The organism is Methylobacterium sp. AC690 (assembly GCF_979256535.1).
Map to the genome: position 1 here is coordinate 175,472 of NZ_CEEDOX010000006.1, position 20,851 is coordinate 196,322.

Here is a 20,851-nt window from a genome sequence, read left to right on the forward strand (position 1 = left end):
AAATCCTTGTACTGTCGCCCGGATCGCGTATCGAACTCTTGAGGATTACATTAGAGCGATCCTAAAATTCGGATCGATACGTCGGCACGTCTGGCGGTTAGTCGATCACGCCGGAGTGATCAAGCCTTGGCACAAATTGGTTCAGCGCCCGTGCCTTTGCGGCAACAATTCCTAATTGTTCTAATGCGGAACTGCAGGTGGATCGTCGGGGCCGGTGCGGTCCCCGTCCGCCGGGGCTGAACGTTTCCGTCGTGGCTCTGCGGACGGAGCATCGGCACAGATCGTCGACGCAAGTCATCGGGGCGACAGTCCGGTGCAGGCCGACTGCCGACCCGTCATGAAGACGTCTCGGGTCAGGCAAACCGACTGTATTCGACAGTCGACGACGCCAACGTGGAAGTCCTTCGCGCGAGTGCCATAGACTTTCAGGTGCTTGATGCGGCATCCTGCGCAGGGGACCCGACTGAGTCGGAGGCACCATGAGCGACGCGATCCAACCGCACAACGCGAAGCCGGCCCGGATCTGGAATGCCGGGGGCGCCCGCTACAACGAGATCAGCCGTGGCATCGCCGACAGCATTGCGCATTGCGTGCTGCGCCTGGATCCGAAGCCGGGGGAGCGGGTGCTCGACCTGGCGACGGGCACGGGCTGGACCTCCCGCGTCGTGGCACGGTGCGGGGCGCAGGTGACCGGCGTCGATCTGGGTGCCGACCTGATCGCCTTCGCGGCGGAGCAGGCGCGGGCGGAGGGCCTGGACGTCGCCTACCGGGTCGGGGACGCCGAGGCGCTGCCGTTCGCGGACGGGGCGTTCGACGCGGTCGTCTCGACCTTCGGGGTGATGTTCGCGAGCCGTCCCGAGGCCGCCGCGGCGGAACTGGCGCGGGTCTGTCGCCGAGGAGGACGCATCGCCCTCACCACGTGGACACCGGACGGTGCCGTGTTCCGGATGTTCTCGGTGATGAAGCCCTATCTGCCGCCGCCATCGGATCCGGCCCCGCCCTCCCCCTTTGACTGGGGCGATCCGGAGCGGATCACGGGCCTGCTGGGCCAAGACTTCGAGCTCGCCTTCGAGAGCGGCACCTCGTTCTTCCGCGAGCCGAGCGCCGAGGCCGCCTGGGAGCGTTTCGTCACCGGCTATGGCCCCACCAAGGTCCTGGCCGACAGTCTCGACGAAGCGCGACGGGCCGACCTGCGCCGGGACTTCATCGCCCTCCATGCCCAATACGCGACCCCGCTCGGGATCTGCGTGCCGCGCGCCTACTGGGTCACGCGCGGCATCCGCCGCTAACCCTCAGCCTTACTGGCCTGCCCGACCCGTCACGCGGCGGGCCGGGACCGAAGGGTCGTCCGGTCGGAGGGTCAGCCAGTGTCGAAGGGCCGGCCGGGAGCGAAGGATCAGCGCGGCATGAAGGCCCAGTAGTCGAGATCGAGGATCACCGACGGGTCATAGGCGTCCCCGACCTTGTCGGGGTGGTTGCCGCAGGGCTGGTTCTTGGTGGCGACGGTGCGCAGCCGAAGGGCCCCGATGTCACTGCGGCCCGGGAGTTCGGCGGTCTCCAGCACCTCGCTCCAGGCATAGACCGTATCCCCGGCAAACAGCGGGGCGACGTGGCGGCCGGCATTGATGCCCGCCAGCGCGAAGGCGTTGCCGAGGCCGTTGAAGCTCAGGGCCCGGGCCAGCGAGATCACGACGCCGCCGTAGATCAGCCGGCGGCCGAAGCGGGTGTCCTTGGCAGCGTAGCCGTCGAAATGCACCTTGGCGGTGTTCTGGTACAGGCGGGTGGCGATCTGGTGCTCGGCCTCCTCGACGGTCATCCCGTCGACGTGGTCGATGCGCTCGCCCACCACGTAGTCGCCGAACCGGTGCGGCGAGCCGGCGAGCTCGCAATCGTAGGCGCCCGGGTTCAGGGGCGGCAGGGCTCCGGCGAGGTCGGCCGGGTCCACCACCTTGGCGAAGGTCGGCACGTGCTCCTGGGTGATCGTCGCGTCCGGGTCGCGCTTCTTCACGAGCACCCAGCGGCAGTAGCTCAGCACGGTCTCGCCCTCGGCATCCGAGCCGGTGGAGCGCACGTAGACCACCCCGGTCTGGCGGTTCGAGCTTTCCTTGAGGCCGATCACCTCCGAAACGGTCGAGAGGGTCTCGCCCGGATAGACGGGCCGGCGGAAGCCACCCTCGGCGTAGCCGAGATTGGCCAGCGCGTTGAGGGAGATGTCCGGCACGGTCTTGCCGAAGACCACATGGAAGGTGAGGAGGTCGTCGAGCGGGCTCTGCGGGTAGCCGACAGCGCGCGCGAAGGCGTCGGAGGATTGCACGGCGAAGCGCGGACCGTAGAGGGCGGTGTAGAGCGCGACGTCGCCGAGGGTAACCGTGCGGGGCGTGGCGTGTCGGATGGTCTCCCCGAGGCGATAATCCTCGAAGAAGCGGCCGGGATTGGTCTTCATGACGGTCTCGTCCCCAGGGCGGCGCGGTGGCGCGTCGGTTTTTTATGTCGGGCGGGCCGTCGTTGCGTCCCGCCCCTCGAAAGCCTGTGCGGTTAGCGGGTGTAGACGTAGGTCTGCGCCGGCACGAACTCGTGGAGCAGGCGGCTCGCGAACAGCAGCAGCAGCACGAGCACGATCGGCGAGAGGTCGACGCCGCCGAGGTTGGGCAGGATGTTGCGGATCGGGCGCAGCACCGGCTCGGTGAGGCGGTAGAGCACCTCGCCGATCTGCGACACGATCGGGTTGCGGACATTCACCACGTTGAACGCCACGAGCCAGCTCAGGACGGCGCTGGCGATGAGGACGTAGATGTAGAGCTGCACGACGGTGTCGAAGAGCCAGATGAAGGCGTTCATGCGCGGAAACGATGTCCTCGTGGCCCGCGCCCGCGGGACGCATCACGCGCACGCAAAGCTGCAGGATTTCTGGAATTGACAGGTCGGCGTGAGCGAGCCTAAAAGGCCGCCACCCCGGAACGGGGCTGTAGCTCAGATGGGAGAGCGCCGCAATCGCACTGCGGAGGTCAGCGGTTCGATCCCGCTCAGCTCCACCAGGTTTCCCCAGCGCGGGACGGCCGGTGGTTCGATCACCCGCGATCCGACCTGATCCGAAGCCCGCTCCGGGCCGGACTCAGTCGTCCTTCAGCGGATCGTGTCCCCAATTCATCAGCGACAGGCGCCAGGGGGACTCCTTCACCTTGTCGGCCTCCTTCGGGCCGCCCTGCTTGAGGTGACGGTGCACGTAGCCGACGACCTTGGCCATGTGCGCGTAGTCGTCGTCGGTGAGGTCAGTCTTCTTGGTGCGCAGGAGCTCGACGATGCGCCGCCCCTCGCGATGGCCGGTCGCCTCGCCGCCATCCTTCTTCTGGCCGACCGACTGGCTCTCGTCGGTCTCCAGGAACGCGTCGAGCTTGGCCGCCGTCATGTTCACGGCCTCGTGGAACGCCTTGTAGGTCTCGGCGTGGTCGTCGCCCTTGTCTGCCATGCGGTTCTCTCCCGAAACGATCGGGCGGAAAACCGGGGCGAAACCCGCGCGGTTCCGACCCCGCGACGGCGCGTCCGCTCAGGCGATCCGTTGGGCCGCGGCTACGCGATCAACCGGGCCGCGCCTACGCGATCAACCAAGCCACGCCCATCACGCCGGCCAGGAATATCCCGTACGTCACCAGGACGGCGACGATCTCACGGTGCTGGATGACGATGTTTTCTGAGGCGGACAGCATGGCGGTATGGCCGGGAGTGGAACGAGAGCCTTCATCTCACGCCCAGCCTTAGAATTCGATGATCAGAACTACGGCTCCGACGAGGAAATTGCCGATGTCTCCCGGCGGCCACAGAGGATCGCCGGGCCCCCTCAGGCCGGGCGGTCGGCGGGCTGGTCGAACAGGAAGTCGTCGACGGCCGGGATGGTCACCGCGAGACCGGCAGCCGCGCCGTAGCTCGCCTTCGAGAGGCGCCAGGGCGACTCGGTGCGGGCGCGGATGGCCTCGGAGGGGCGCAGGCGCCGGGGCCGGCCGTCGGCGCCGATCTCCTCGATCAGCACGAAGCCGTAGACCTGGAGCCGGGCCGCGATCAGCTTGGTCTCGCGGTCGCCCGCCGCCACGGAGAGACTGCCCGTGGCATAGACCGAATCCATCAGGGCGCGCTGCTCGCTGCGCCGGGCCGCGAGGCCGCCGCGGGGCGCCGCGGACGCCGCCGCCGACGGCTGGGGGCGGAGGGTGCGTCGGAAGGGGACCACATTGTCCATCGTCGCCGGAACGCTGCCCATACGCCACTGTCCTCACGCTGCACTCGAAGGGCCGGGCGAACACCCCGGCACATCCCCTGATTTCGACGGTTCCGCTTAACGGGCAGCTAACGTTACCGGTCGGCCTCGTCCCGTTTCCGGGCCGAATGCCCGACGCGCGCCCGTGCTTGTGGATCGCCCGGCAGAATGGTCTACCGGGCCGGCAGGTCCGGCCTGAGAGGAGCGCGCGGCATGGCATCCATCTTCGAGGCCCACAGCTTCGCGATGATCGCGCATGCGGGGCAGATCGATAAGGGCGGGCAACCCTACATCCGCCACCTGGAGCGCGTCGCCAACGCTTCGGTCGGCCGGGCGGGGCACGCGAAGTCGGTGGACCGCCTCGCCATCGATCCGATGGAGGTGATGCAGGCCGCGATCCTGCACGACGTCCTCGAGGACACCCCGACCACGCCGATCGCCCTGCGGGCCGAGGGCTTCTCCGAGGCGGTGATCGCCATGGTGGCGATGCTGACGAAGCCGGCCGCGCCGGTGCCGTACGACGCGCGCATCGCCGCCCTGATCGCCCAGCAGCATCTCGGGGCGCTGCTGATCAAGATGTCCGATACGGAGGACAATCTGAGCCCCGACCGGACGTTGCCCGACGGCGAGGCCCGGCGGGCGCGCTATGCGGAGGCGTTCGACCGCCTCAAGGCCGCGGCTGCGGGGCTCGGCTATACGGGTTCGTAGCCGGGCACGAGAAAAAGCCCCGCAGCGGGGCTGCGGGGCTTTCACCTGTCAGGGCCGCGCGGCGACCCCGACCAAGCTCACTTGAAGCTGGCTTACTTGCCGCTGGGGGCTGCGCCGCTGCCGGTCACGCCGTTGCCGCCGGTGCTGCCGCCGGGCGCGCCGACCGTCGCGGTGCTCGGACCGCCGGAGGTGCCGGCCGGGGCCATGGTCGAGCCCGTGGTGCCGGGGGCGCCCATGCGCTCCATCGACTTCTCGCTGTTGCTCTTCACGCTGCCCGGATTGTTCATGTTCTGCTCGGTGCCGGTCGCGGTCTGCGCGAAGGCGGTGCCGGTGAGGGCCAGGGCGATCGAGCCGGCGAAGGCGAGGGTCTTGATAGACATGCTGCGGTATCCTCCAGTTTTCATTCTCTGGTCGACCAACGCGGACCTGCGCTCAATTGTTCAAATTCTTTATCAATGCGGGGCCCGTGCAAAGCCTATCCTGTGGCTCGCCCGGCCCGGGTGCCGTCTCGACTTTCGCACAGGGTCGTGGCTGCAGGCAGCGACGATCCGACGGCCCGCGCCCGAAGGCAGGAGCCGGCGCCGCCGGCTCCCGCGCGGCGCTCAGGTGTCGCTCTCGGCCCGGTCGGTGTTCTGCTCGGCCTCGTCGTAGGTGTAGCCCTCGAGCCAGTCCGCGCTGTTCTGCGAGCCGGCCGGATAGGGATTGGCGGAATCCGGCTGCCCGGCCTGCTTGGCCGCCTTGCCCTCCGTCATCACCGTCTTGGATACCACTGCCATGTCGTGCACTCCCCTGTGGGCCTGTGCCTTACGGTAGGGCGTCGCCGGCCCGCGGGGACCCTTGGGCTGGCAAAAACCCGCCGCGGCCGGAGCCGGGCGGGGTTCGGTGGCTCGCGCGGAGGGGCTCCGCTCCCGTCGCGCCGTTCAGGCGAGCCGGGTGGTGAAGCGGGCCGTGGTCTTGGCGCGGATCTCGTCCTCGGTGACCCCCTCGGCCAGCTCGACCAGGGTCATGCCCCCGTCGCCCTTCTTGTCGATGGTGAAGACGCCGAGATCGGTGATGACCATGTCGACCACGTGGGTGCCGGTGAGCGGCAGGTCGCAGGCCTGGAGCAGCTTCGGGCTCTCCGAGCCGTCCTTGCCCTTGGCGGTGTGCTCCATCACCACCACCACCTTCTTGACGCCGGCCACCAGGTCCATGGCGCCGCCCATGCCCTTCACCATCTTGCCCGGGATCATCCAGTTGGCGAGGTCGCCGTTCTCGGCCACCTGCATGGCGCCCAGGATCGACAGGTTGATGTGCCCGCCCCGGATCATCCCGAAGGATTCGGCCGAGGAGAAGTAGCTGGTGGTGGGCAGCGCGGTGATCGTCTGCTTACCGGCATTGATCAGGTCGGCATCCTCCTCTCCCTCGTAGGGGAAGGGGCCCATGCCGAGCATGCCGTTCTCGGATTGCAGCTGCACCGACATCCCGTCCGGGATGTAGTTCGACACGAGGGTCGGGATGCCGATGCCGAGGTTCACGTAGAAGCCGTCCTGCAGCTCTCGTGCGGCGCGCTCGGCCATCTGTTCGCGGGTCCAGGCCATGATGGTTCTCCTTAGCTCGGCTCTCAGACGGCGGCGGGCGGCACGGCGGGCTCGCCGCGCTTGCGGGTGGTGCGCTGCTCGATGCGCTTCTCGCGCTCCGGCACGTGGACCATGCGCTTCACGAAGATGCCGGGGGTGATGATGGTGTCGGGGTCGATCTCGCCGGGCTGCACGAGGTGCTCCACCTGCGCCACGGTGATCGTGGCGGCGGTGGCCATCATCGGATTGAAGTTCCGCGCCGTCTTCCGGTAGATCAGGTTGCCCTCGGTGTCGCCCTTCCAGGCATGGACGATGGCCAGGTCCGCGAACAGACCGCGCTCCAGCACGTAGTCCTCGCCGTCGAAGTCGCGCACGTCCTTGCCTTCGGCGATCAGGGTGCCGACGCCGGTCTTGGTGTAGAAGGCCGGGATGCCGGCGCCGCCGGCGCGGATGCGCTCGGCCAGGGTGCCCTGCGGGTTGAACTCGATGGCGAGTTCGCCGCCGAGGTACTGGCGGGCGAATTCCTTGTTCTCACCCACATAGGACGAGATCATCTTGGCGACCTGGCGGGTTTCCAAGAGCTTGCCGAGGCCGACGCCGTCGATGCCGGCATTGTTGGAGACCACGGTGAGGTTCTTCACCCCGGACGCGCGGATCGCCTCGATCAGGGCATCGGGAATTCCGCAGAGACCGAAGCCGCCGCACATGATCATCATGCCGTCCTTCAGCACGCCGGCCAGCGCCGCCGTGGCGTCGGGATAAACCTTCTTCATGGATGCCCTCCTGTGTGGTTCTGTTCTTGGTCGGCGCGACCGTCACGCACAAGCGGCGTCCTGCCAACCCCTCGTCGCGGTGCGGCCGTTACATTTTGCAACGCGCGGAACGGCCGGGGCCGGGTCTGAGCGCGGGGCCGGCCGGAGGGCGTCGCCCGGGCCCTCCGGAGGCGCGCGGACCCGAGGCTGTCTCGCGGGCGGAAGCGTTCCGCCGCTCTGCACGGTGGATGGCGCCGGGGCGTCGCCCTCGCCCGGGGAGACAAGCGGGACGCCGAGGACTATCAGGAGGGCGTCGCCGGTTCTTCCGCGCGTCGCGGCTGCCGGGGCCGGACGCGCCCATCCCATCGTCGATCGTGCGGCCCGCCGTGCGTCCCACCCACCGGATGGAGTGGAATGCCTCTGCGCCGCCTCCTGTCCCTGATGAGCCTCGCGGCATTCGTCGTCGCCCTCTCAGCCGCCTGCCTGCCCTGGTCGGTCGCGACGCCGCGCCTGCGGGCCTTCGTGGCGCGGGACTTCGCGCGCACCTACGGGCTCGCCATGACCGCGGCGGGGCCGACCGAGGTCACCCTGCTGCCGCTGCCGCGCCTGGGCTTTCGCGATGTCCGCCTCGCCGCGGGCGACGGGGATGGTCCCGTCCTGGCGGAGGGCGGCGCCCTCTCCCTCCAGCTGAGCCTGCTGGCCCTGCTGACGGGGCGCCTCGAGGTGAACACCCTCGGGCTCGACGGCGCGACGGTCTACCTGCCGGCGAATACCCACGACGGCCGCTGGTCCGAGCCCCTCCGCCGCCTCGGCGCCCGGCTCGCGGCGGACGGCGCCTCCCATCCCCGCCGGATCAGCCTCTCGCGCGCCACCGCCAAGGGGCTCGATCCCCGGGACGGATCCCCCCAGACCGCGCGCGACCTCGACCTGACCCTGTCCTGGCCGCTCTGGAGCGCCCAGGCCGAGATCTTCGGCAGCTTCCAGTGGAGCGCCATGCCGACGCGGTTCGCCGTCTCGGGCCTGCGGGTGATCGATCTCCTCGACGGCGGCTCCACGCCCTTCGCCCTCACGGCGAGCTGGGCCGCCGGGAGTCTGACGGCCGAGGGCAACGGCCTCGTCGCGGCGGAGGGCCTGACCCTGACCGGGCTCGGCCAGTTCGAGACGCGGTCCCTGCCGGAGACCCTCGCCTGGGCCGGGGGCAACGTCGCCCTGTCGCCGTTCGTGGCGGCGTTCGGGCTGACCGGCAATTTCGAGATGAACGGGCGTCAGCTGCTGCTGCCCAACGTGCGGGTCTCCTTCGGCGACAATCGCCTGGAGGGGGCCGGCGCCGTCTCCTTCGGACGCGACCGGCCGGCCGTGCAGGCGACCCTGGCGGCCGAGACGCTGAACCTCGCTCCGCTGCTGGCGGATCTGCTCCGCGCCGTCGGCGTCACCGCCGCCCCCGCCGGTACCCCCGACTGGCGCCTGCGCGCCCTCGCCCTCGCGCCCTATACCCGCGGCGACCTCGACCTGCGGATCTCGGCGGGCGCGGCCCGGTTCGGCCCGCTCCTCGCCGAGGACCTGGCCGCCAGCGTCCTGGTCCGGGACGGGAACATCGAGGCCTCCCTCAGCCGCGCCTCCGTGGCGGGCGGAACCCTCAAGGGCCGTCTCGCCCTCGCCACCGCGCCGAAGGACGCGGCCGTGACCGAGGCCAAGGTCCAGGGCACCTTCGACCGGCTCGACCTCGCGGCCTTCCCGGGCGACCTGCGCCCGGAGAACTGGATCCTCGGCACGGCCCAGGGTCAGTTCCAGGCCGAGGGCTCGGGCGCCGACCTGTACGCGCTCCTTCAGCATCTCGACGGCCATGCCGGCCTCTCGGTCGACGGCGGGACCCTGATCGGGTTCGACCTGAACGAGGCGGCCCAGCGCAACCGGATGCCGGCCCGGCGCGTCGGCCGCACGGCGTTCGAGCGCGCGACCCTGAGCCTGCGCTTCCGCGACGGCATCGGCGAGATCACCGAGGGCACGATGGAGGCGAACGTCCTGGCTGCCTCCCTGCGCGGCACCGTCTCGCTGCCGGACCGCCGCTGCGACACCCTCGCGGAGATCTCCGCACGGGGGACGGCATCGGAGAAGCGGCCGCCGATGCGCTTCCGGATCGCCGGGCCCTTCGGCGAACTCGACGTGCGCAGCCTCGGCCGGGACGCCGTGCCGGACCTGCGCGGCGGCGCGGTGGCTCCGGCAAACCCCCTGCGCATGCCCGCCGCCGGGTTGGCGCTGCCGGCCGGTGCCCGGGCCTACGCGCCCTAGAGCACACCCGACGCGCCAGCCAAGCCCCTCTCGGACCCAATCTCCGAAGGCCAAGCCCGTCCCAGTTCAAGCCCGTCCCGGTTCAAGCGCGCAGCAGGCCAAGCCGATCGGAAGCCAGGCCCCTCTCAGGCCGAACCTTTGCGCCCGGTCAGCCAAGAGGCGGTGAGCACGATGGCGGTGACGGTGCCGACGAGGAGCGTCGAGGCCGCGTTGATCTCCGGGTTCACCCCAAGGCGGACCTGACTGTAGAGCCGCATCGGCAGGGTCGTCGCCCCCGGGCCCGAGACGAAGCTCGCGATGACGAGGTCGTCGAGGGACAGGGTGAAGGCGAGGAGGAAGGCCGCCGCCAGGGACGGCGCGATCAGCGGCAGGGTGACGGTGGCGAAGACGCGCGCCGGAGCGGCGCCGAGATCGGCCGCCGCCTCCTCGAGCGACCGGTCGAGACCGTGCAGGCGCGCCCCGACGATCACCGCCACGAAGCCCAGGCCGAGGGTCGCGTGCGCGACGACCAGGGTGAGGAGGCCGCGATCGAGGCCGAAGCCGACGAAGAGCAGCAGCAGCGACAGCCCCGTGATCACCTCCGGCATGACCAGCGGCGCATAGATCAGGCCCAGGAAGACCCGGCGGCCGGCAAAGCGCCCGCCCCGATCGAGGGCCAGGGCCGCCAGGGTCCCGAACACCGTGGCGAGGGCGGCCGAGGCCAGCGCCACCACCAGGGAGATGCCGGCCGCCTCACGCAGGGGAACGTCGGCGACGAGCACGCCGTACCAGCGGGTCGAGAACCCGCCCCAGACCGTGACCAGGGCCGAGGCGTTGAAGGAGTAGATCACCAGGATCAGGATCGGCGCGTAGAGGAAGCCGAGCCCGCACGTCAGGGCGATGCGGTCCAGGGCCCTCACCGGCGGGCCTCGCGCTCAGTCGCCTCGTCCTCGCGGAACAGGATCAGCGGCCCGACCACCAGGACGAGGACGAGGATCGCCACCGCGGAGGCGAGCGGCCAGTCGCGGTTGGAGAAGAACTCGCTCCACAGGACGCGCCCGAGCATCAGCGTGTCCGAGCCGCCGAGCAGGTCCGGGATGATGAATTCGCCCACCATCGGCACGAAGCAGAGCAGCGCTCCGGCGGTCAGTCCGGGCCGGGCGAGCGGCAGCGTCACCGTCCAGAACACCCGCGTCGGTCCGGCGCCGAGATCGGCCGCCGCCTCGGGCAGGCGCGGGTCGAGCTTGGTCAGCACCGCGTAGAGCGGCAGCACCATGAAGGGCAGGTAGGCGTAGGTGAGCCCGATCAGCACGGCCCCCTGGCTGTTCAGGATCTCCAGGGGCCGCGCGATCAGCCCGAGCTTCATCAGCCCGGCGCTGAGCAGGCCCTCGGGCTTCAGGATCGCGATCCAGGCATAGATGCGGATGAGGAAGCTCGTCCAGAACGGTACGATCAGGAGCGCCACGAGGCGCGGCTGCCAGCGCTCCGGGGCCCGGGCCATCGCCAGGGCGATCGGTGTGCCGATCAGGGCCAGGATCGCGGTGGCGATGGCCGCGAGGGTCACGGAAGACAGGGCGGCGTCGCGGTAGAGGGCGTCGCTCGCCAGCGTCTCGAAATTGGTGAAGTCGAGGGCTTCGAGGAAGCTGCCCCAGCCCTCGATCCCGGCGCTCCAGTCGAGCACCGGCAGGTAGGGCGGCTGGGCCGTGGCCGGCGTCGACAGGCTGATCTTCAGGGTCAGGATCACCGGCAGCAGCACGAAGGCGGCGAGCCAGAGGGCGGGCAGGACCGGCAGCAGGCGCTTCATGCTCACCCCGCCGCCGGCATCAGCCAGGCCCGCTCCGGCGGATAGGACAGGTGGACGGTTTCCCCGACCGCGGGCGCCTCCGCATCGGTCGGCGCGCTCACCCGCCAGACCGTCCCGTCGGCGAGGCGGACCCGGAGCCGGACGCGATCGCCGAGATAGGTCGTCTCGACCACCTGCCCGGGAAGGTCGGGGCCGTCCCCGGACGGGGCGCGCGACAGTGCGATGCGCTCGGGCCGCACGGCGATCACCCCCTCCCCCGCGGCCGCACCGCGGGCGCGCAGGGGCCCGAGCGCCGTGTCGAGGCGGGTGAGGCCGCCGGGATCGCGGTCCCGCACCCGGCCCGGGATCAGGTTCACGTCGCCCAGAAGCCCGGCGACGAAGCGGTTGGCCGGGCGCTCGTACAGGCTCGCCCCGTCGCCGATCTGCACGAGGCGACCGCCCTCCATCACGCCGATGCGGTCGGCCAGCGCCAGGGCCTCGGCCGGGTCGTGCGTGACCACGATGAAGCTCGTGCCGAGACGGCGCTGCAGGGCGCGCAGCTCCCCTTGCGTCTCCTCGCGCAGGGCGCGGTCGAGGGCGCCCAGCGGCTCGTCCAGCAGCAGCACCTGCGGCGCGCGCGCCAGGGCGCGGGCCAGGGCGACCCGCTGGCGCTGCCCGCCCGACAGGGTGTCGGGCCGGCGCGGGCCGAACCCGTCGAGGCGCACCAGGCGCAGGAGCTCGTCCACCCGCGCCTGGCGCGCCGCGCGCCCGAGGCCGCTGAGGCCGTAGGCGAGGTTGGCGGCCACGCTCAAGTGCGGGAACAGGGCGTAGGACTGGAACATCATGTTGACCGGCCGGCGATGCGGCGGGTCTGCGGTGATGTCGGCGCCGCCGAGGCGGATCGTGCCGGTGCTCGGGGTCTCGAACCCGGCGATCAGGCGCAGCAGCGTGCTCTTGCCGCAGCCCGAGGGCCCGAGCAGGCAGACGAATTCGCCGGGCTGCAGGGTGAGGTCGAGGTCGGCCACCGCCGCGTGCGCGCCGAAGCGCTTGCCGAGGCCGGCACAGGTCAGCAGGCCGGCCGGACCGGGCGCATGCGTCGACGCCATCGCGGGGGCCGAACGCTCAGCTGTCCTCGCGCAGCGCTTCGGCGACGCGGGCTTCGAGGAGGTCCGGCCGGCGGATCACCAGGGCGCCGCGGGTGCGGTCGATCAGCCCGTCGGCGGCCATGACGGTGAATTCCCGCGTCACCTGCTCGCGGCGGCAGCCGATGCGGGCAGCGAGCACGTGGTGGTAGGGCGGCGGCGTCACCACCCGCTCGCCGTCGCCGCCGGCGCGGGGCACGGAGAGGCGCAGCAGCTCGGCGTAGAGCCGGTGGCGCAGGTCGAGGAGCGCGTGCTCCATCAGGCGGGTGTTCAGCTCGCGCACGCGCTTGGCCAACAGGCGGAACAGCCGGTCGGCGATCGCCTCCGAGGCGAAGATGATCTGCCGGAACACGGGCGCGGGCACGACGCAGACCTCGCCACGGGTCAGCGCCGTGACGTTGGCCGAGCGGCCGATGCCGTCGAGGGCCGCGAGCTCGCCGAAGAAGGCGCCGCCGCGCATCTCGCCGAGAATCACTTCCTTGCCCGATTGCGAGCGGTTGAGGATGCGCACCTCGCCGGAGGCCAGGAAATAGACGTCGGTGGAGACGTCGTCGTAATCGACCAGGACTTCGTTCTCGTCGAAGCGACGCCAGTGGCAGCGCGTCTCGTAGACGGACAGCTCGATCCCCGGCTCCTTGAAGAACGGGATGGTCGTCAGCCGTCCTGTGGTCACGCGTCCTGCCCCCTCGTTTTTCGCACCTGATCGATACGCCGTGCAATTCCTGGGTCAAGCTGTCCCGATGTTCCCGCCTGCCGATAGGCGTGGATGCGAGGTCTGCGCCAACCCTGCGCAGCGGCGCGGCGCGGCGCGCACCGGCCGCTTGCCAGTCAGGCCCCGACCCCGCAAAAGCGCGCCATGCTCCGCGTCAACGACCTCACCTACCGCATCGGCGAGCGCCTGATCCTCGATGGCGCCACCTTCGTCATCCCGGACCGCGCCCGCGTGGGGCTCGTCGGGCGCAACGGCGCCGGCAAGACCACCCTGTTCAAGGCGATCCTCGGCGAGCTGCCCACCGAGGGCGGCACGGTGTCGATGCCCAAGGGCATGCGCATCGGCGCGGTGGCGCAGGAGGCGCCCGCCGGCCCCGAGACCCTGCATGCCGTGGTGCTGGCCGCCGACACCGAGCGCGCCCGGCTGATGGCGGAGGCCGAGCACGCCGACGGCCTGCGCCGGGCCGAGATCGAGACGCGTCTGGTGGACATCGAGGCGCACTCGGCACCGGCCCGTGCGGCCGCCATCCTGCACGGCCTCGGCTTCGACGCGGAGGCGCAAGGCCGCCCCTGCTCCGATTTCTCCGGCGGCTGGCGCATGCGCGTGGCGCTCGCCGCCGTGCTGTTCTCCGAGCCCGACCTGCTGCTCCTCGACGAGCCGACCAACTACCTCGACATCGAAGGCACGATCTGGCTCTACGACTACCTGGAGCGCTACCCGCGCACGGCCGTGATCATCAGCCACGACCGCGACCTCCTCGACGAGTGCGTCGATCACATCCTGCACCTCGACCGGGGCAAGCTCAGCATCTATCGGGGCGGCTACACCAGCTTCGCCCGGCAGGTGGCCGAGAAGCGCGTGCTCCAGGCCAAGGCCAAGGCCAAGCAGGATGTCGAGCGGGCCCATCTCCAGAGCTTCGTCGACCGCTTCAAGGCCAAGGCCACCAAGGCCCGCCAGGCCCAGTCCCGGGTCAAGCGCCTCGCCAAGATGGAGATCATCGCCTCGGTGATCGAGGACGACGTGCCGGCCTTCCGCCTGCCGAGCCCGGAGCGGCCGCTGTCGCCGCCCATCGTCGCCATGGAGCGGGTGCAGGCGGGCTACCCGGACCGGATCGTGCTCTCGGGCCTGAACCTGAGCCTCGCCCCCGACGACCGGGTCGCCCTGCTCGGCGCCAACGGCAACGGCAAGTCCACCTTCTGCAAGCTCATCGGCGGGCGCCTGCCCCCCCTGAGCGGCGAGCTGCGCCGCTCCTCCAAGATGGAGGTCGCCTACTTCGCCCAGCACCAGCTCGACGAGTTGCGCCCGGCCGAGAGCGCCTACGCCCATGTCCGCGACCTGATGCCGGACGTGCCCGAATCGAAGGCCCGCGCCGCGGCCGCCCGCCTCGGCTTCTCGGGCACGAAGTCGGAGACGCCGGTCTCCCAGCTCTCCGGCGGCGAGAAGGCGCGCCTGCTCATGGGTCTCGCGGCCTTCCGCGGCCCGCACCTGCTCATCCTCGACGAGCCGACGAACCACCTCGACATCGAGAGCCGTCAGGCCCTGGTGGAGGCGATCAACGACTACGAGGGCGCCGTCATCCTGGTGAGCCACGACCGCTTCCTGGTGGAGGCCTGCGCCGACCGGCTCTGGCTCGTCTCGAACGGCAGCGTGAAGGCCTTCGACGGCGACATGGACGATTATCGCCGCTACGTGCTCGCCGGGCCCGAGCGCGAGGCCGAGAAGGGCACGCCGGAATCGACCGGCGGGGCCAAGGCCGTGGAGCGCCGCTCCAACGCCGACCGCCGCGTCGCCCTCGCCCCCCTGCGCAAGAAGCTCGAGGGCGTCGAGGCGCGCATGAAGAAGCTCACCGACGCCATGGCCAAGATCGACGCGGCGCTCGCCGACGGCACGGCCTTCCAGGCCAATCCGGCCAAGGCCGGCGAACTCGCCAAGATGCGCTCGGACGCCGCCGCCGCCCTGGAGGCGGCCGAGGAGGAGTGGCTGGAACTCAGCGGCGAGATCGAGGGCGCGACGGCCTGAGGCCGGAAGCGATCGTCGCCGGCGCGGAGCGGCAGGACGCGGCCCTTCTCCCCACGAAGGGGAGAGGGCGCGGCGTGATCGCGACGGGGCAGGTACTGAGCGAGACGCCATCCGCGCCGACCCGGTCCCGCGCCGACCGCAGCCCGGAAACATCCGCACCGCCGGGGCGTTTCCGACCGCGCGCCACCTGAGGGACCACGACGATGCCTGATGCCCCCCGTCGCCGGCTCGGGCCCCTGCTGGCGCTGCTGCCGCTGGGGGCCGCCGGGGCCTGGATCGCCTATAGCCGCCTCGGCATCGACCACCATCGCCGGATGCCGCCGGCCCTCCCCGGCCGGCAGGCTTGCCTCGGCAGCGACGCGGGAGGGCTGTCGTTCTACGCGAGTGGGCCGGACGCGGGCGTACCCCTGCTGCTGATCCACTCCGTCAACGCGGCCGCCAATGCCTACGAGGTCCGGCCGCTCTATCGCCACTACGCACGGACGCGCCCGGTCTACGCCCTCGACCTGCCGGGCTTTGGCTTCTCCGAGCGCAGCGACCGGATCTATACCCCTGAGCTGATGACGGCGGCGATCCACGCCATGGTGGCGGAGATCCGGCAGCGGCACGGGGGCGCCGCCATCGACGCGATGGCGCTTTCCCTCTCGGCCGAGTTCCTGGCCCGGGCGGCCCTGGCGCGGCCCGACGATTACCGCAGCCTCGGCCTCATCAGCCCGACCGGGTTCGACAAGCGCTACGAGCGCCGCAACCCGTCCGGCAGCGACACGGCCCGGGCGGTGGCCGCCTGTCCGCTCTGGGGCCGGGCGCTGTTCGACCTCCTCGTCAGCCGCCCGAGCATGCGGTTCTTTCTCGAGAAGACCTGGGGTTCGCCCAGCATCGACGAGGGCCTGCTCGCATACGATCAGGTCTCGGCCCACCAGCCCGGTGCCGAGTTCGCGCCCTTCTCGTTCCTGGCCGGACACCTCTTCGCCACCGAGACGGGTCAGGTCTATCCCCGCCTCGACCGGCCGGTCTGGATGATCCACGGCACCCGGGGCGACTTCGTCGACTACCGCCACGCCGACCGCTTCCGCGGCGATCCGCGCTGGACGGTGGACGTGCTGGAGACGGGCGCCTTCCCGCATTTCGAGCGCCTGCCCGAGGTCACCGCCCGCTACGACGCGTTCTTGGCGCGCTGCGCGCGCTGAGAGTTTGGCCTGGCGCGCTACGCGCGCTGCGAGCCTGCCCTGACCCGGCATGCGCGCAGAGAGCCCTGCCCGGCCCGGCCGGCGCGCCGAGCCCCTGGTCGCTCGCGCCGCGCCGGGTTAGTCGAGGGGCACGCCCGCTCGATCGAAACCCGGAGCCCCGATGTCCGACCTCACCCTCGCCGCCGCGCAGACCATCGTCGCCACCGCCCTGGAGACCGCTCGCGCTCACAAGTTGAAGCCCCTGGCGGTGGTGGTCTACGACGCGCGCGGGGCGCTCAAGGCGATGGGCGCCGAGGACGGGACCTCCCTGCGCCGCGCCGAGGTGGCGATGGGCAAGGCCAATGGCTGCCTCGCCCTCGGCCTCGGCGGCCGGGCGATCCACAAGCGCGCCGAGGAGCAGGCCTACTTCGTCGCCGCCGTCAGCCACCTCGTCGGCCCCGCCGCCCTGGTGCCCGTGCCGGGCGGCGTGCTCATCCGCCGGGGCGAGGCCGTGATCGGCGCGGTCGGCATCTCGGGCGACACCTCCGACAACGACGAGCTCTGCGCGCTGGCCGGCATCGAGGCGGCGGGGCTCACCGCGCAGACCGGCGCCTGAGGCGATGCTGCGCCCGCATCGGCGGCACTGGCTCGTCGGCGGTGCGGCGCTCCTGGCCGCCGGTGGCGTCGGCCGGGCCGCGGCCGCGCCGGGCGACCTCTACCGGCGCGGCAACGATGCGGACCCCGAGACCCTCGACCCGCACAAATCGTCGACGGTGGCCGAGGCGCATATCCTGCGCGACCTCTACGAGGGCCTGCTCACCTACGACAATCACGGCGCCCTCATCCCGGGGGCGGCGACCGCCTGGACCCTGTCCGGGGACGGGCTGACCTACGATTTCAGCTTGCGTCCGGATGGGCGCTGGTCGAACGGAGACCCGGTCCGGGCCGGGGACTTCGTCTTCGCCCTCCGGCGCATCCTCGCACCCGCCACGGCGGCCAAGTATGCCGAGGTCCTGTTCCCCCTGAAGAATGCCCGGGCGGTGAACCAGGGAGCGGCGCCCGCCGAGGCCCTCGGGGTCGCGGCGCCCGAGGACCGGCGCCTCGTGCTGACCCTGGAGCAGCCGACGCCGTACCTGCTCGAACTCCTGACGCACCAGACCTCCCTGCCCGTGCATCCACCCTCGGTCGCCCGGCACGGCGACGCCTTCGCCCGGGCCGGCAACAGCGTGACCAACGGTCCCTACCGCCTGCGGGAGGTGGTGCCGAACGACCGCATCACCCTGGAGCGCAACCCGCATTTCCACGCCGCGGCCACGGTGGCGATCCCGCAGGTGGCCTTCCTGCCGACGCCGGACCTGTCGAGCGCGGTCCGGCGCTACGCCGCCGGCGAGATCGACTCGCTCGCCGACCTGCCCGGCGACCAGATCGCCTCGCTCCAGGCGCGCTTCGGGGCCCAGGTCGTGCTCGGCCCCTCGCTCGGCCTCTACGCCCTGGCGTTGAACACCCGGAAGGCGCCCTTCGACGACGTTCGGGTCCGGCGCGCCCTCTCCCTGGTCATCGACCGCGAGTTCCTGGCGAGCAAGCTCTGGGGCGAGACCATGGATCCGGCCTACTCCCTCTGCCCGCCCGGCCTCGATCATTACGGCCGGCCGCCCGAGACCGCCGGGCGCGAGGCCCTGCCGATCGACCGCGAGGACGAGGCCCGGGCGCTGCTGGCGGCGGCCGGCTTCGGCGAGGGGCGGCCGCTCAGGCTCGAGTATCGCTTCAACACCAGCGACAACAACCGCAACACCGCGCTGGCCATCGCCGACATGTGGCGCGGCCTCGGGATCGAGACCCGCTTCGTCTACACCGACGCCAAGACCCACTTCGCCTACCTGCGCGACGGCGGCGACTTCGACGTGGCCCGCATGTCCTGGATCGCCGACTACTCCGACCCGCAGAACTTCCTGTTCCTGCTGGAGACCGGCAATGACGGCCTCAACCCCGGCCACTACAGCAACCCGGCCTACGACGCCCTGATGCGGCGGGCGGCGGCGGAGCGCGACGTCGCCCGGCGGGCCGAGCTCCTCTCCGCGGCCGAAACCATCGTGGTCACCGATCTGCCCTGGATCCCGGTGATGCACACCCGCTCGAAGGCCCTGATCGCCCCGCGCCTCTCCGGCTACCACCCGAACCTGCGCAACGCCGCCCCGACGCGCTTCCTGAGGCTGACCGCGTGATCGGCTTCGTCCTGCGCCGCCTGCTCCAGGCGATCCCAACGCTGTTCGCCGTGGTCACCGTGAGCTTCTTCCTGATCCGGCTCGCCCCCGGCGGGCCCTTCGACCTGGAACGGCCCCTGCCGCCGGCCGCGATGGCCAACCTCGCCCGGGTCTACGGCCTCGACCAGCCCCTCGGCGTCCAGTACCTGCGCTACCTGGGCGCCCTGCTCAGCGGCGACTTCGGGCCCTCCTTCTCATTCCGCGACCTCACGGTCGGCGACCTGTTCGCCCGGGGCCTGCCGGTCTCGATGACCCTCGGCGCCCTCGCCCTGACGCTCGCCCTGGTGCTCGGGGTCGGCCTCGGCGCGCTCGCGGCTTTCCGCCGGGGCAGCGCCCTCGACCGCCTCGTCGGCCTCAGCGCCGGCCTGACGCTCGCGATGCCGACCTTCGTGGTGGCGCCCCTGCTGCAGATCGTCTTCGGCCTGAGCCTGCGCTGGCTGCCCGTGGGCAGCTGGGAGAACGGTGCGCCGGCCAACCTCGTGCTTCCGGTGATCACCCTGGCCCTGCCGCAGGTCGGCGTCCTGACCCGTCTCACCCGTGCCGCCCTGGCGGAGGTGCTGGCCGCGCAACCGGTCCGCACCCAGCGCGCCATGGGCCTGCCGCCGCACCGCATCGCCCGCCACGCCCTGCGCGGCGCCCTGCTGCCCGTGGTGGCGATCCTCGGGCCGACGGCGGCCTCCCTGCTCACCGGCTCGGTGGTGGTCGAGACCATTTTCGGCCTGCCCGGCATCGGCCGCTACTTCGTCGATGGGGCGCTGAACCGCGACTACACCCTGGTGATGGGCACCGTCGTGCTGGTGGCGCTGTTCGTCATCGTCCTCAACCTCGCGGCCGACCTCCTCTCCGGCTTCCTCGACCCGCGCCTGCGGGCGGTCCGGTGAGGCGCGCCCTCGGGCGGCTCGCCCGCAACCGGGCCGCCCTGGCGGCCCTCGTGGTCCTGGCCCTGGTCACCCTCGCCTGCCTCGTCGGGCCCCTGCTCACCGGCCACGATCCGGGGCGGATCTACCCCGACCTCGTGCGCACCGCCCCCTCGCTGCAGGCCCATCCGCGCCCGGAGGCGATCGCCCCGGCGCTGGAGCGCCTCGCCTTCCGCATGCGGGTGACGGCCGAGGACATCCGGGTCGCGGACGGGCAGCTGCACCTGACGCTGTCGGCCCCGAACCCGATCAACGAGCGGGTGCTGAGCTACCTGCCCCGCTCCGACCTGTTCGGTCCCGTCACCATCCTGTCGCGAGAGGCGGGGGGACGCCGCCTCCTGGTCGCGGCGCCGGTGCGGCGGCTGGTGTTTCCCCTCGGCACCGACGGGCTCGGGCGCGACCTCCTCAGCCGCAGCCTCGTCGCCGGCCGGGTCTCGCTCCTCATCGGCCTCGTCGCCACCGGCGTCGCGCTCCTCATCGGCGTCACCTACGGGGCGGTGGCGGGCTATGCCGGCGGCCGGGTCGACGCGGTGATGATGCGCTTCGTCGACGTGCTCTACGCCCTCCCCTTCGTGTTCTTCGTCATCATGCTGCTGGTGTTCTTCCGGGCAGGGCTCGGGCTGATCCTGATCGCCATCGGCGCGGTGGAATGGCTCGACATGGCCCGGATCACGCGGGCGCAGACCCTGGCCCTGCGCCACCGCGACTTCGTTCGCGCCGCCGAGGCGCTGGGCCTCTCCGCCGCCGCGATCCTGCGGCGCCACATCGTGCCGAACACCCTCGGGCCGGTCACGGTGGCGGCGACCCTGCTGGTGCCGCGGGTGATCCTGTTGGAGAGCTTCCTGTCCTTCCTGGGCCTCGGCGTGCAGGAGCCGGCCACGAGCTGGGGCGCGCTCATCGCCGAGGGCGCGCGCGCCATCGAATCCGCGCCCTGGATGCTCGCGGCCCCGGCCGGATTCCTGGTCGCCACCCTGGTCGCGCTGAACCTGCTCGGCGACGGCCTCGCCGAGGCCCTCGACCCGCGCCTCAGCGCGGACCGGTGAGCCCGGGATAGACCACCCGAACCACGCGCCGCTCCTCGGGGATCTCCGAGACCGGCCGGCCCTTGGCGTCCCGCGCCGGGGCCGCATCCGCCGGCACGACGTCGCTCGGCCGCAGCCGCCAGGGATCGAGGCCGTGCGCGCCGGCGCCCCGTCCCGCCTCGGAGGCGGCGGCGGGCATGGTCGCTGGGGGCGTGAGGGCGAGAAGCAGTGCGCAGGACACGCGGAACAATGCGCAAGACACGCGGAACGGGGAGGCAGGCATCGGCGAGGCGTCC

Annotated in this window: 22 protein-coding genes and 1 tRNA gene; 10 read left to right on the forward strand and 13 right to left on the reverse strand. The window is 71.5% G+C overall.

Features of this window, described 5'->3' with window-relative positions; all coding sequences use genetic code 11:
* Window positions 1-479: 479 nt before the first annotated feature.
* Window positions 480-1,289, forward strand: a complete 810-nt coding sequence (locus AC0IY1_RS09260; RefSeq protein WP_471769074.1) for a class I SAM-dependent methyltransferase — start codon at window positions 480-482, stop codon at window positions 1,287-1,289.
* 107 nt (window positions 1,290-1,396) lie between these two features.
* Here AC0IY1_RS09260 and AC0IY1_RS09265 read toward each other — a convergent pair whose 3' ends face one another.
* Window positions 1,397-2,443, reverse strand: coding sequence for a MaoC family dehydratase (locus AC0IY1_RS09265; protein WP_471769076.1), 1,047 nt, complete (start codon window positions 2,441-2,443; stop codon window positions 1,397-1,399).
* A gap of 92 nt (window positions 2,444-2,535) precedes the next feature.
* On the reverse strand, window positions 2,536-2,838 hold the full coding sequence (locus tag AC0IY1_RS09270; RefSeq protein WP_055952911.1) for a YggT family protein: 303 nt from the start codon (window positions 2,836-2,838) through the stop codon (window positions 2,536-2,538).
* A 121-nt stretch (window positions 2,839-2,959) separates the two neighbouring features.
* Here AC0IY1_RS09270 and AC0IY1_RS09275 point away from each other — a divergent pair.
* Window positions 2,960-3,035, forward strand: a tRNA-Ala gene (locus AC0IY1_RS09275).
* Between the two features lie 77 nt (window positions 3,036-3,112).
* On the opposite strand, the gene AC0IY1_RS09280 is transcribed toward AC0IY1_RS09275, so the two are convergent.
* A complete protein-coding gene (locus tag AC0IY1_RS09280) occupies window positions 3,113-3,466 on the reverse strand; it encodes a DUF3140 domain-containing protein (protein WP_056378552.1) in 354 nt (117 codons plus the stop codon).
* A 369-nt stretch (window positions 3,467-3,835) separates the two neighbouring features.
* On the reverse strand, window positions 3,836-4,249 hold the full coding sequence (locus tag AC0IY1_RS09285) for a hypothetical protein (protein ID WP_055952905.1): 414 nt from the start codon (window positions 4,247-4,249) through the stop codon (window positions 3,836-3,838).
* A gap of 210 nt (window positions 4,250-4,459) precedes the next feature.
* On the opposite strand from AC0IY1_RS09285, the gene AC0IY1_RS09290 reads away from it, so the two are divergent.
* Entirely contained in the window at window positions 4,460-4,954 is a 495-nt protein-coding gene (locus AC0IY1_RS09290; protein ID WP_471769078.1) for an HD domain-containing protein, read from the forward strand.
* A 92-nt stretch (window positions 4,955-5,046) separates the two neighbouring features.
* Here the strand turns inward: AC0IY1_RS09290 and AC0IY1_RS09295 are convergent, their stop codons facing one another.
* The 4 genes from AC0IY1_RS09295 to AC0IY1_RS09310 form a co-directional block, all read right to left on the reverse strand.
* Window positions 5,047-5,334, reverse strand: a complete 288-nt coding sequence (locus AC0IY1_RS09295; protein WP_055952899.1) for a hypothetical protein — start codon at window positions 5,332-5,334, stop codon at window positions 5,047-5,049.
* A 222-nt stretch (window positions 5,335-5,556) separates the two neighbouring features.
* A complete protein-coding gene (locus tag AC0IY1_RS09300; protein WP_181017288.1) occupies window positions 5,557-5,730 on the reverse strand; it encodes a hypothetical protein in 174 nt (57 codons plus the stop codon).
* Window positions 5,731-5,874: 144 nt separating this feature from the next.
* Window positions 5,875-6,534 (reverse strand): 3-oxoacid CoA-transferase subunit B, encoded by a 660-nt coding sequence (locus tag AC0IY1_RS09305; protein WP_055952895.1) that lies wholly within the window; start codon window positions 6,532-6,534, stop codon window positions 5,875-5,877.
* Window positions 6,535-6,557: 23 nt separating this feature from the next.
* Entirely contained in the window at window positions 6,558-7,286 is a 729-nt protein-coding gene (locus AC0IY1_RS09310) for a CoA transferase subunit A (protein ID WP_055952892.1), read from the reverse strand.
* 393 nt (window positions 7,287-7,679) lie between these two features.
* Here AC0IY1_RS09310 and AC0IY1_RS09315 point away from each other — a divergent pair, with 393 nt between their 5' ends.
* Window positions 7,680-9,554 carry an AsmA family protein gene (locus tag AC0IY1_RS09315; RefSeq protein ID WP_471769081.1) on the forward strand — a complete coding sequence of 625 codons (1,875 nt, stop codon included), beginning with the start codon at window positions 7,680-7,682 and terminating at the stop codon, window positions 9,552-9,554.
* A 125-nt stretch (window positions 9,555-9,679) separates the two neighbouring features.
* On the opposite strand, the gene AC0IY1_RS09320 is transcribed toward AC0IY1_RS09315, so the two are convergent.
* The 4 genes from AC0IY1_RS09320 to AC0IY1_RS09335 are packed head-to-tail and all read right to left on the reverse strand — an operon-like array spanning window position 9,680 to window position 13,131.
* Window positions 9,680-10,453, reverse strand: coding sequence for an ABC transporter permease subunit (locus tag AC0IY1_RS09320; RefSeq protein WP_471769082.1), 774 nt, complete (start codon window positions 10,451-10,453; stop codon window positions 9,680-9,682).
* A complete protein-coding gene (locus AC0IY1_RS09325; protein ID WP_471769083.1) occupies window positions 10,450-11,337 on the reverse strand; it encodes an ABC transporter permease in 888 nt (295 codons plus the stop codon). The genes AC0IY1_RS09320 and AC0IY1_RS09325 overlap by 4 nt, the downstream gene beginning before the upstream one ends.
* A gap of 2 nt (window positions 11,338-11,339) precedes the next feature.
* Window positions 11,340-12,422, reverse strand: a complete 1,083-nt coding sequence (locus tag AC0IY1_RS09330) for an ABC transporter ATP-binding protein (protein WP_471769085.1) — start codon at window positions 12,420-12,422, stop codon at window positions 11,340-11,342.
* Window positions 12,423-12,438: 16 nt separating this feature from the next.
* The gene (locus AC0IY1_RS09335) at window positions 12,439-13,131 is read right to left on the reverse strand and encodes a Crp/Fnr family transcriptional regulator (RefSeq protein ID WP_055952878.1); all 693 of its coding nucleotides are present in this window, start codon (window positions 13,129-13,131) and stop codon (window positions 12,439-12,441) included.
* Between the two features lie 183 nt (window positions 13,132-13,314).
* Here AC0IY1_RS09335 and AC0IY1_RS09340 point away from each other — a divergent pair, with 183 nt between their 5' ends.
* The 6 genes from AC0IY1_RS09340 (at window position 13,315) to AC0IY1_RS09365 (ending at window position 20,576) form a co-directional block, all read left to right on the forward strand.
* A complete protein-coding gene (locus AC0IY1_RS09340; protein WP_103709316.1) occupies window positions 13,315-15,189 on the forward strand; it encodes an ABC-F family ATP-binding cassette domain-containing protein in 1,875 nt (624 codons plus the stop codon).
* A gap of 203 nt (window positions 15,190-15,392) precedes the next feature.
* A complete protein-coding gene (locus AC0IY1_RS09345) occupies window positions 15,393-16,376 on the forward strand; it encodes an alpha/beta fold hydrolase (RefSeq protein ID WP_471769087.1) in 984 nt (327 codons plus the stop codon).
* Between the two features lie 160 nt (window positions 16,377-16,536).
* Window positions 16,537-16,971: a GlcG/HbpS family heme-binding protein gene (locus AC0IY1_RS09350; protein ID WP_055952868.1), complete on the forward strand. Its 435-nt coding sequence runs from the start codon at window positions 16,537-16,539 to the stop codon at window positions 16,969-16,971.
* 4 nt (window positions 16,972-16,975) lie between these two features.
* Entirely contained in the window at window positions 16,976-18,577 is a 1,602-nt protein-coding gene (locus AC0IY1_RS09355) for a peptide ABC transporter substrate-binding protein (RefSeq protein WP_471769089.1), read from the forward strand.
* Complete coding sequence (locus AC0IY1_RS09360) at window positions 18,574-19,497, forward strand: ABC transporter permease (RefSeq protein ID WP_471769091.1); 924 nt, start codon at window positions 18,574-18,576, stop codon at window positions 19,495-19,497. Before AC0IY1_RS09355 ends, AC0IY1_RS09360 begins: the two co-directional genes overlap by 4 nt.
* The gene (locus tag AC0IY1_RS09365) at window positions 19,494-20,576 is read left to right on the forward strand and encodes an ABC transporter permease (protein ID WP_055952859.1); all 1,083 of its coding nucleotides are present in this window, start codon (window positions 19,494-19,496) and stop codon (window positions 20,574-20,576) included. Before AC0IY1_RS09360 ends, AC0IY1_RS09365 begins: the two co-directional genes overlap by 4 nt.
* Here AC0IY1_RS09365 and AC0IY1_RS09370 read toward each other — a convergent pair.
* Window positions 20,560-20,838: a hypothetical protein gene (locus tag AC0IY1_RS09370; RefSeq protein WP_471769093.1), complete on the reverse strand. Its 279-nt coding sequence runs from the start codon at window positions 20,836-20,838 to the stop codon at window positions 20,560-20,562. The two genes, AC0IY1_RS09365 and AC0IY1_RS09370, sit on opposite strands and share 17 nt — an antisense overlap.
* Window positions 20,839-20,851 lie beyond the last annotated feature (13 nt).

Coding starts and splice junctions, on each gene's coding strand:
- AC0IY1_RS09355 (WP_471769089.1), top strand. CDS start 16,976: ATGCTGCGCCCGCATCGGCGGCACTGGCTCGTCGGCGGTGCGGCGCTC.
- AC0IY1_RS09325 (WP_471769083.1), bottom strand. CDS start 11,337: ATGAAGCGCCTGCTGCCGGTCCTGCCCGCCCTCTGGCTCGCCGCCTTC.
- AC0IY1_RS09315 (WP_471769081.1), top strand. CDS start 7,680: ATGCCTCTGCGCCGCCTCCTGTCCCTGATGAGCCTCGCGGCATTCGTC.
- AC0IY1_RS09270 (WP_055952911.1), bottom strand. CDS start 2,838: ATGAACGCCTTCATCTGGCTCTTCGACACCGTCGTGCAGCTCTACATC.
- AC0IY1_RS09330 (WP_471769085.1), bottom strand. CDS start 12,422: ATGGCGTCGACGCATGCGCCCGGTCCGGCCGGCCTGCTGACCTGTGCC.
- AC0IY1_RS09370 (WP_471769093.1), bottom strand. CDS start 20,838: ATGCCTGCCTCCCCGTTCCGCGTGTCTTGCGCATTGTTCCGCGTGTCC.
- AC0IY1_RS09340 (WP_103709316.1), top strand. CDS start 13,315: ATGCTCCGCGTCAACGACCTCACCTACCGCATCGGCGAGCGCCTGATC.
- AC0IY1_RS09265 (WP_471769076.1), bottom strand. CDS start 2,443: ATGAAGACCAATCCCGGCCGCTTCTTCGAGGATTATCGCCTCGGGGAG.
- AC0IY1_RS09285 (WP_055952905.1), bottom strand. CDS start 4,249: ATGGGCAGCGTTCCGGCGACGATGGACAATGTGGTCCCCTTCCGACGC.
- AC0IY1_RS09300 (WP_181017288.1), bottom strand. CDS start 5,730: ATGGCAGTGGTATCCAAGACGGTGATGACGGAGGGCAAGGCGGCCAAG.
- AC0IY1_RS09345 (WP_471769087.1), top strand. CDS start 15,393: ATGCCTGATGCCCCCCGTCGCCGGCTCGGGCCCCTGCTGGCGCTGCTG.
- AC0IY1_RS09310 (WP_055952892.1), bottom strand. CDS start 7,286: ATGAAGAAGGTTTATCCCGACGCCACGGCGGCGCTGGCCGGCGTGCTG.
- AC0IY1_RS09305 (WP_055952895.1), bottom strand. CDS start 6,534: ATGGCCTGGACCCGCGAACAGATGGCCGAGCGCGCCGCACGAGAGCTG.
- AC0IY1_RS09280 (WP_056378552.1), bottom strand. CDS start 3,466: ATGGCAGACAAGGGCGACGACCACGCCGAGACCTACAAGGCGTTCCAC.
- AC0IY1_RS09260 (WP_471769074.1), top strand. CDS start 480: ATGAGCGACGCGATCCAACCGCACAACGCGAAGCCGGCCCGGATCTGG.
- AC0IY1_RS09350 (WP_055952868.1), top strand. CDS start 16,537: ATGTCCGACCTCACCCTCGCCGCCGCGCAGACCATCGTCGCCACCGCC.
- AC0IY1_RS09290 (WP_471769078.1), top strand. CDS start 4,460: ATGGCATCCATCTTCGAGGCCCACAGCTTCGCGATGATCGCGCATGCG.
- AC0IY1_RS09295 (WP_055952899.1), bottom strand. CDS start 5,334: ATGTCTATCAAGACCCTCGCCTTCGCCGGCTCGATCGCCCTGGCCCTC.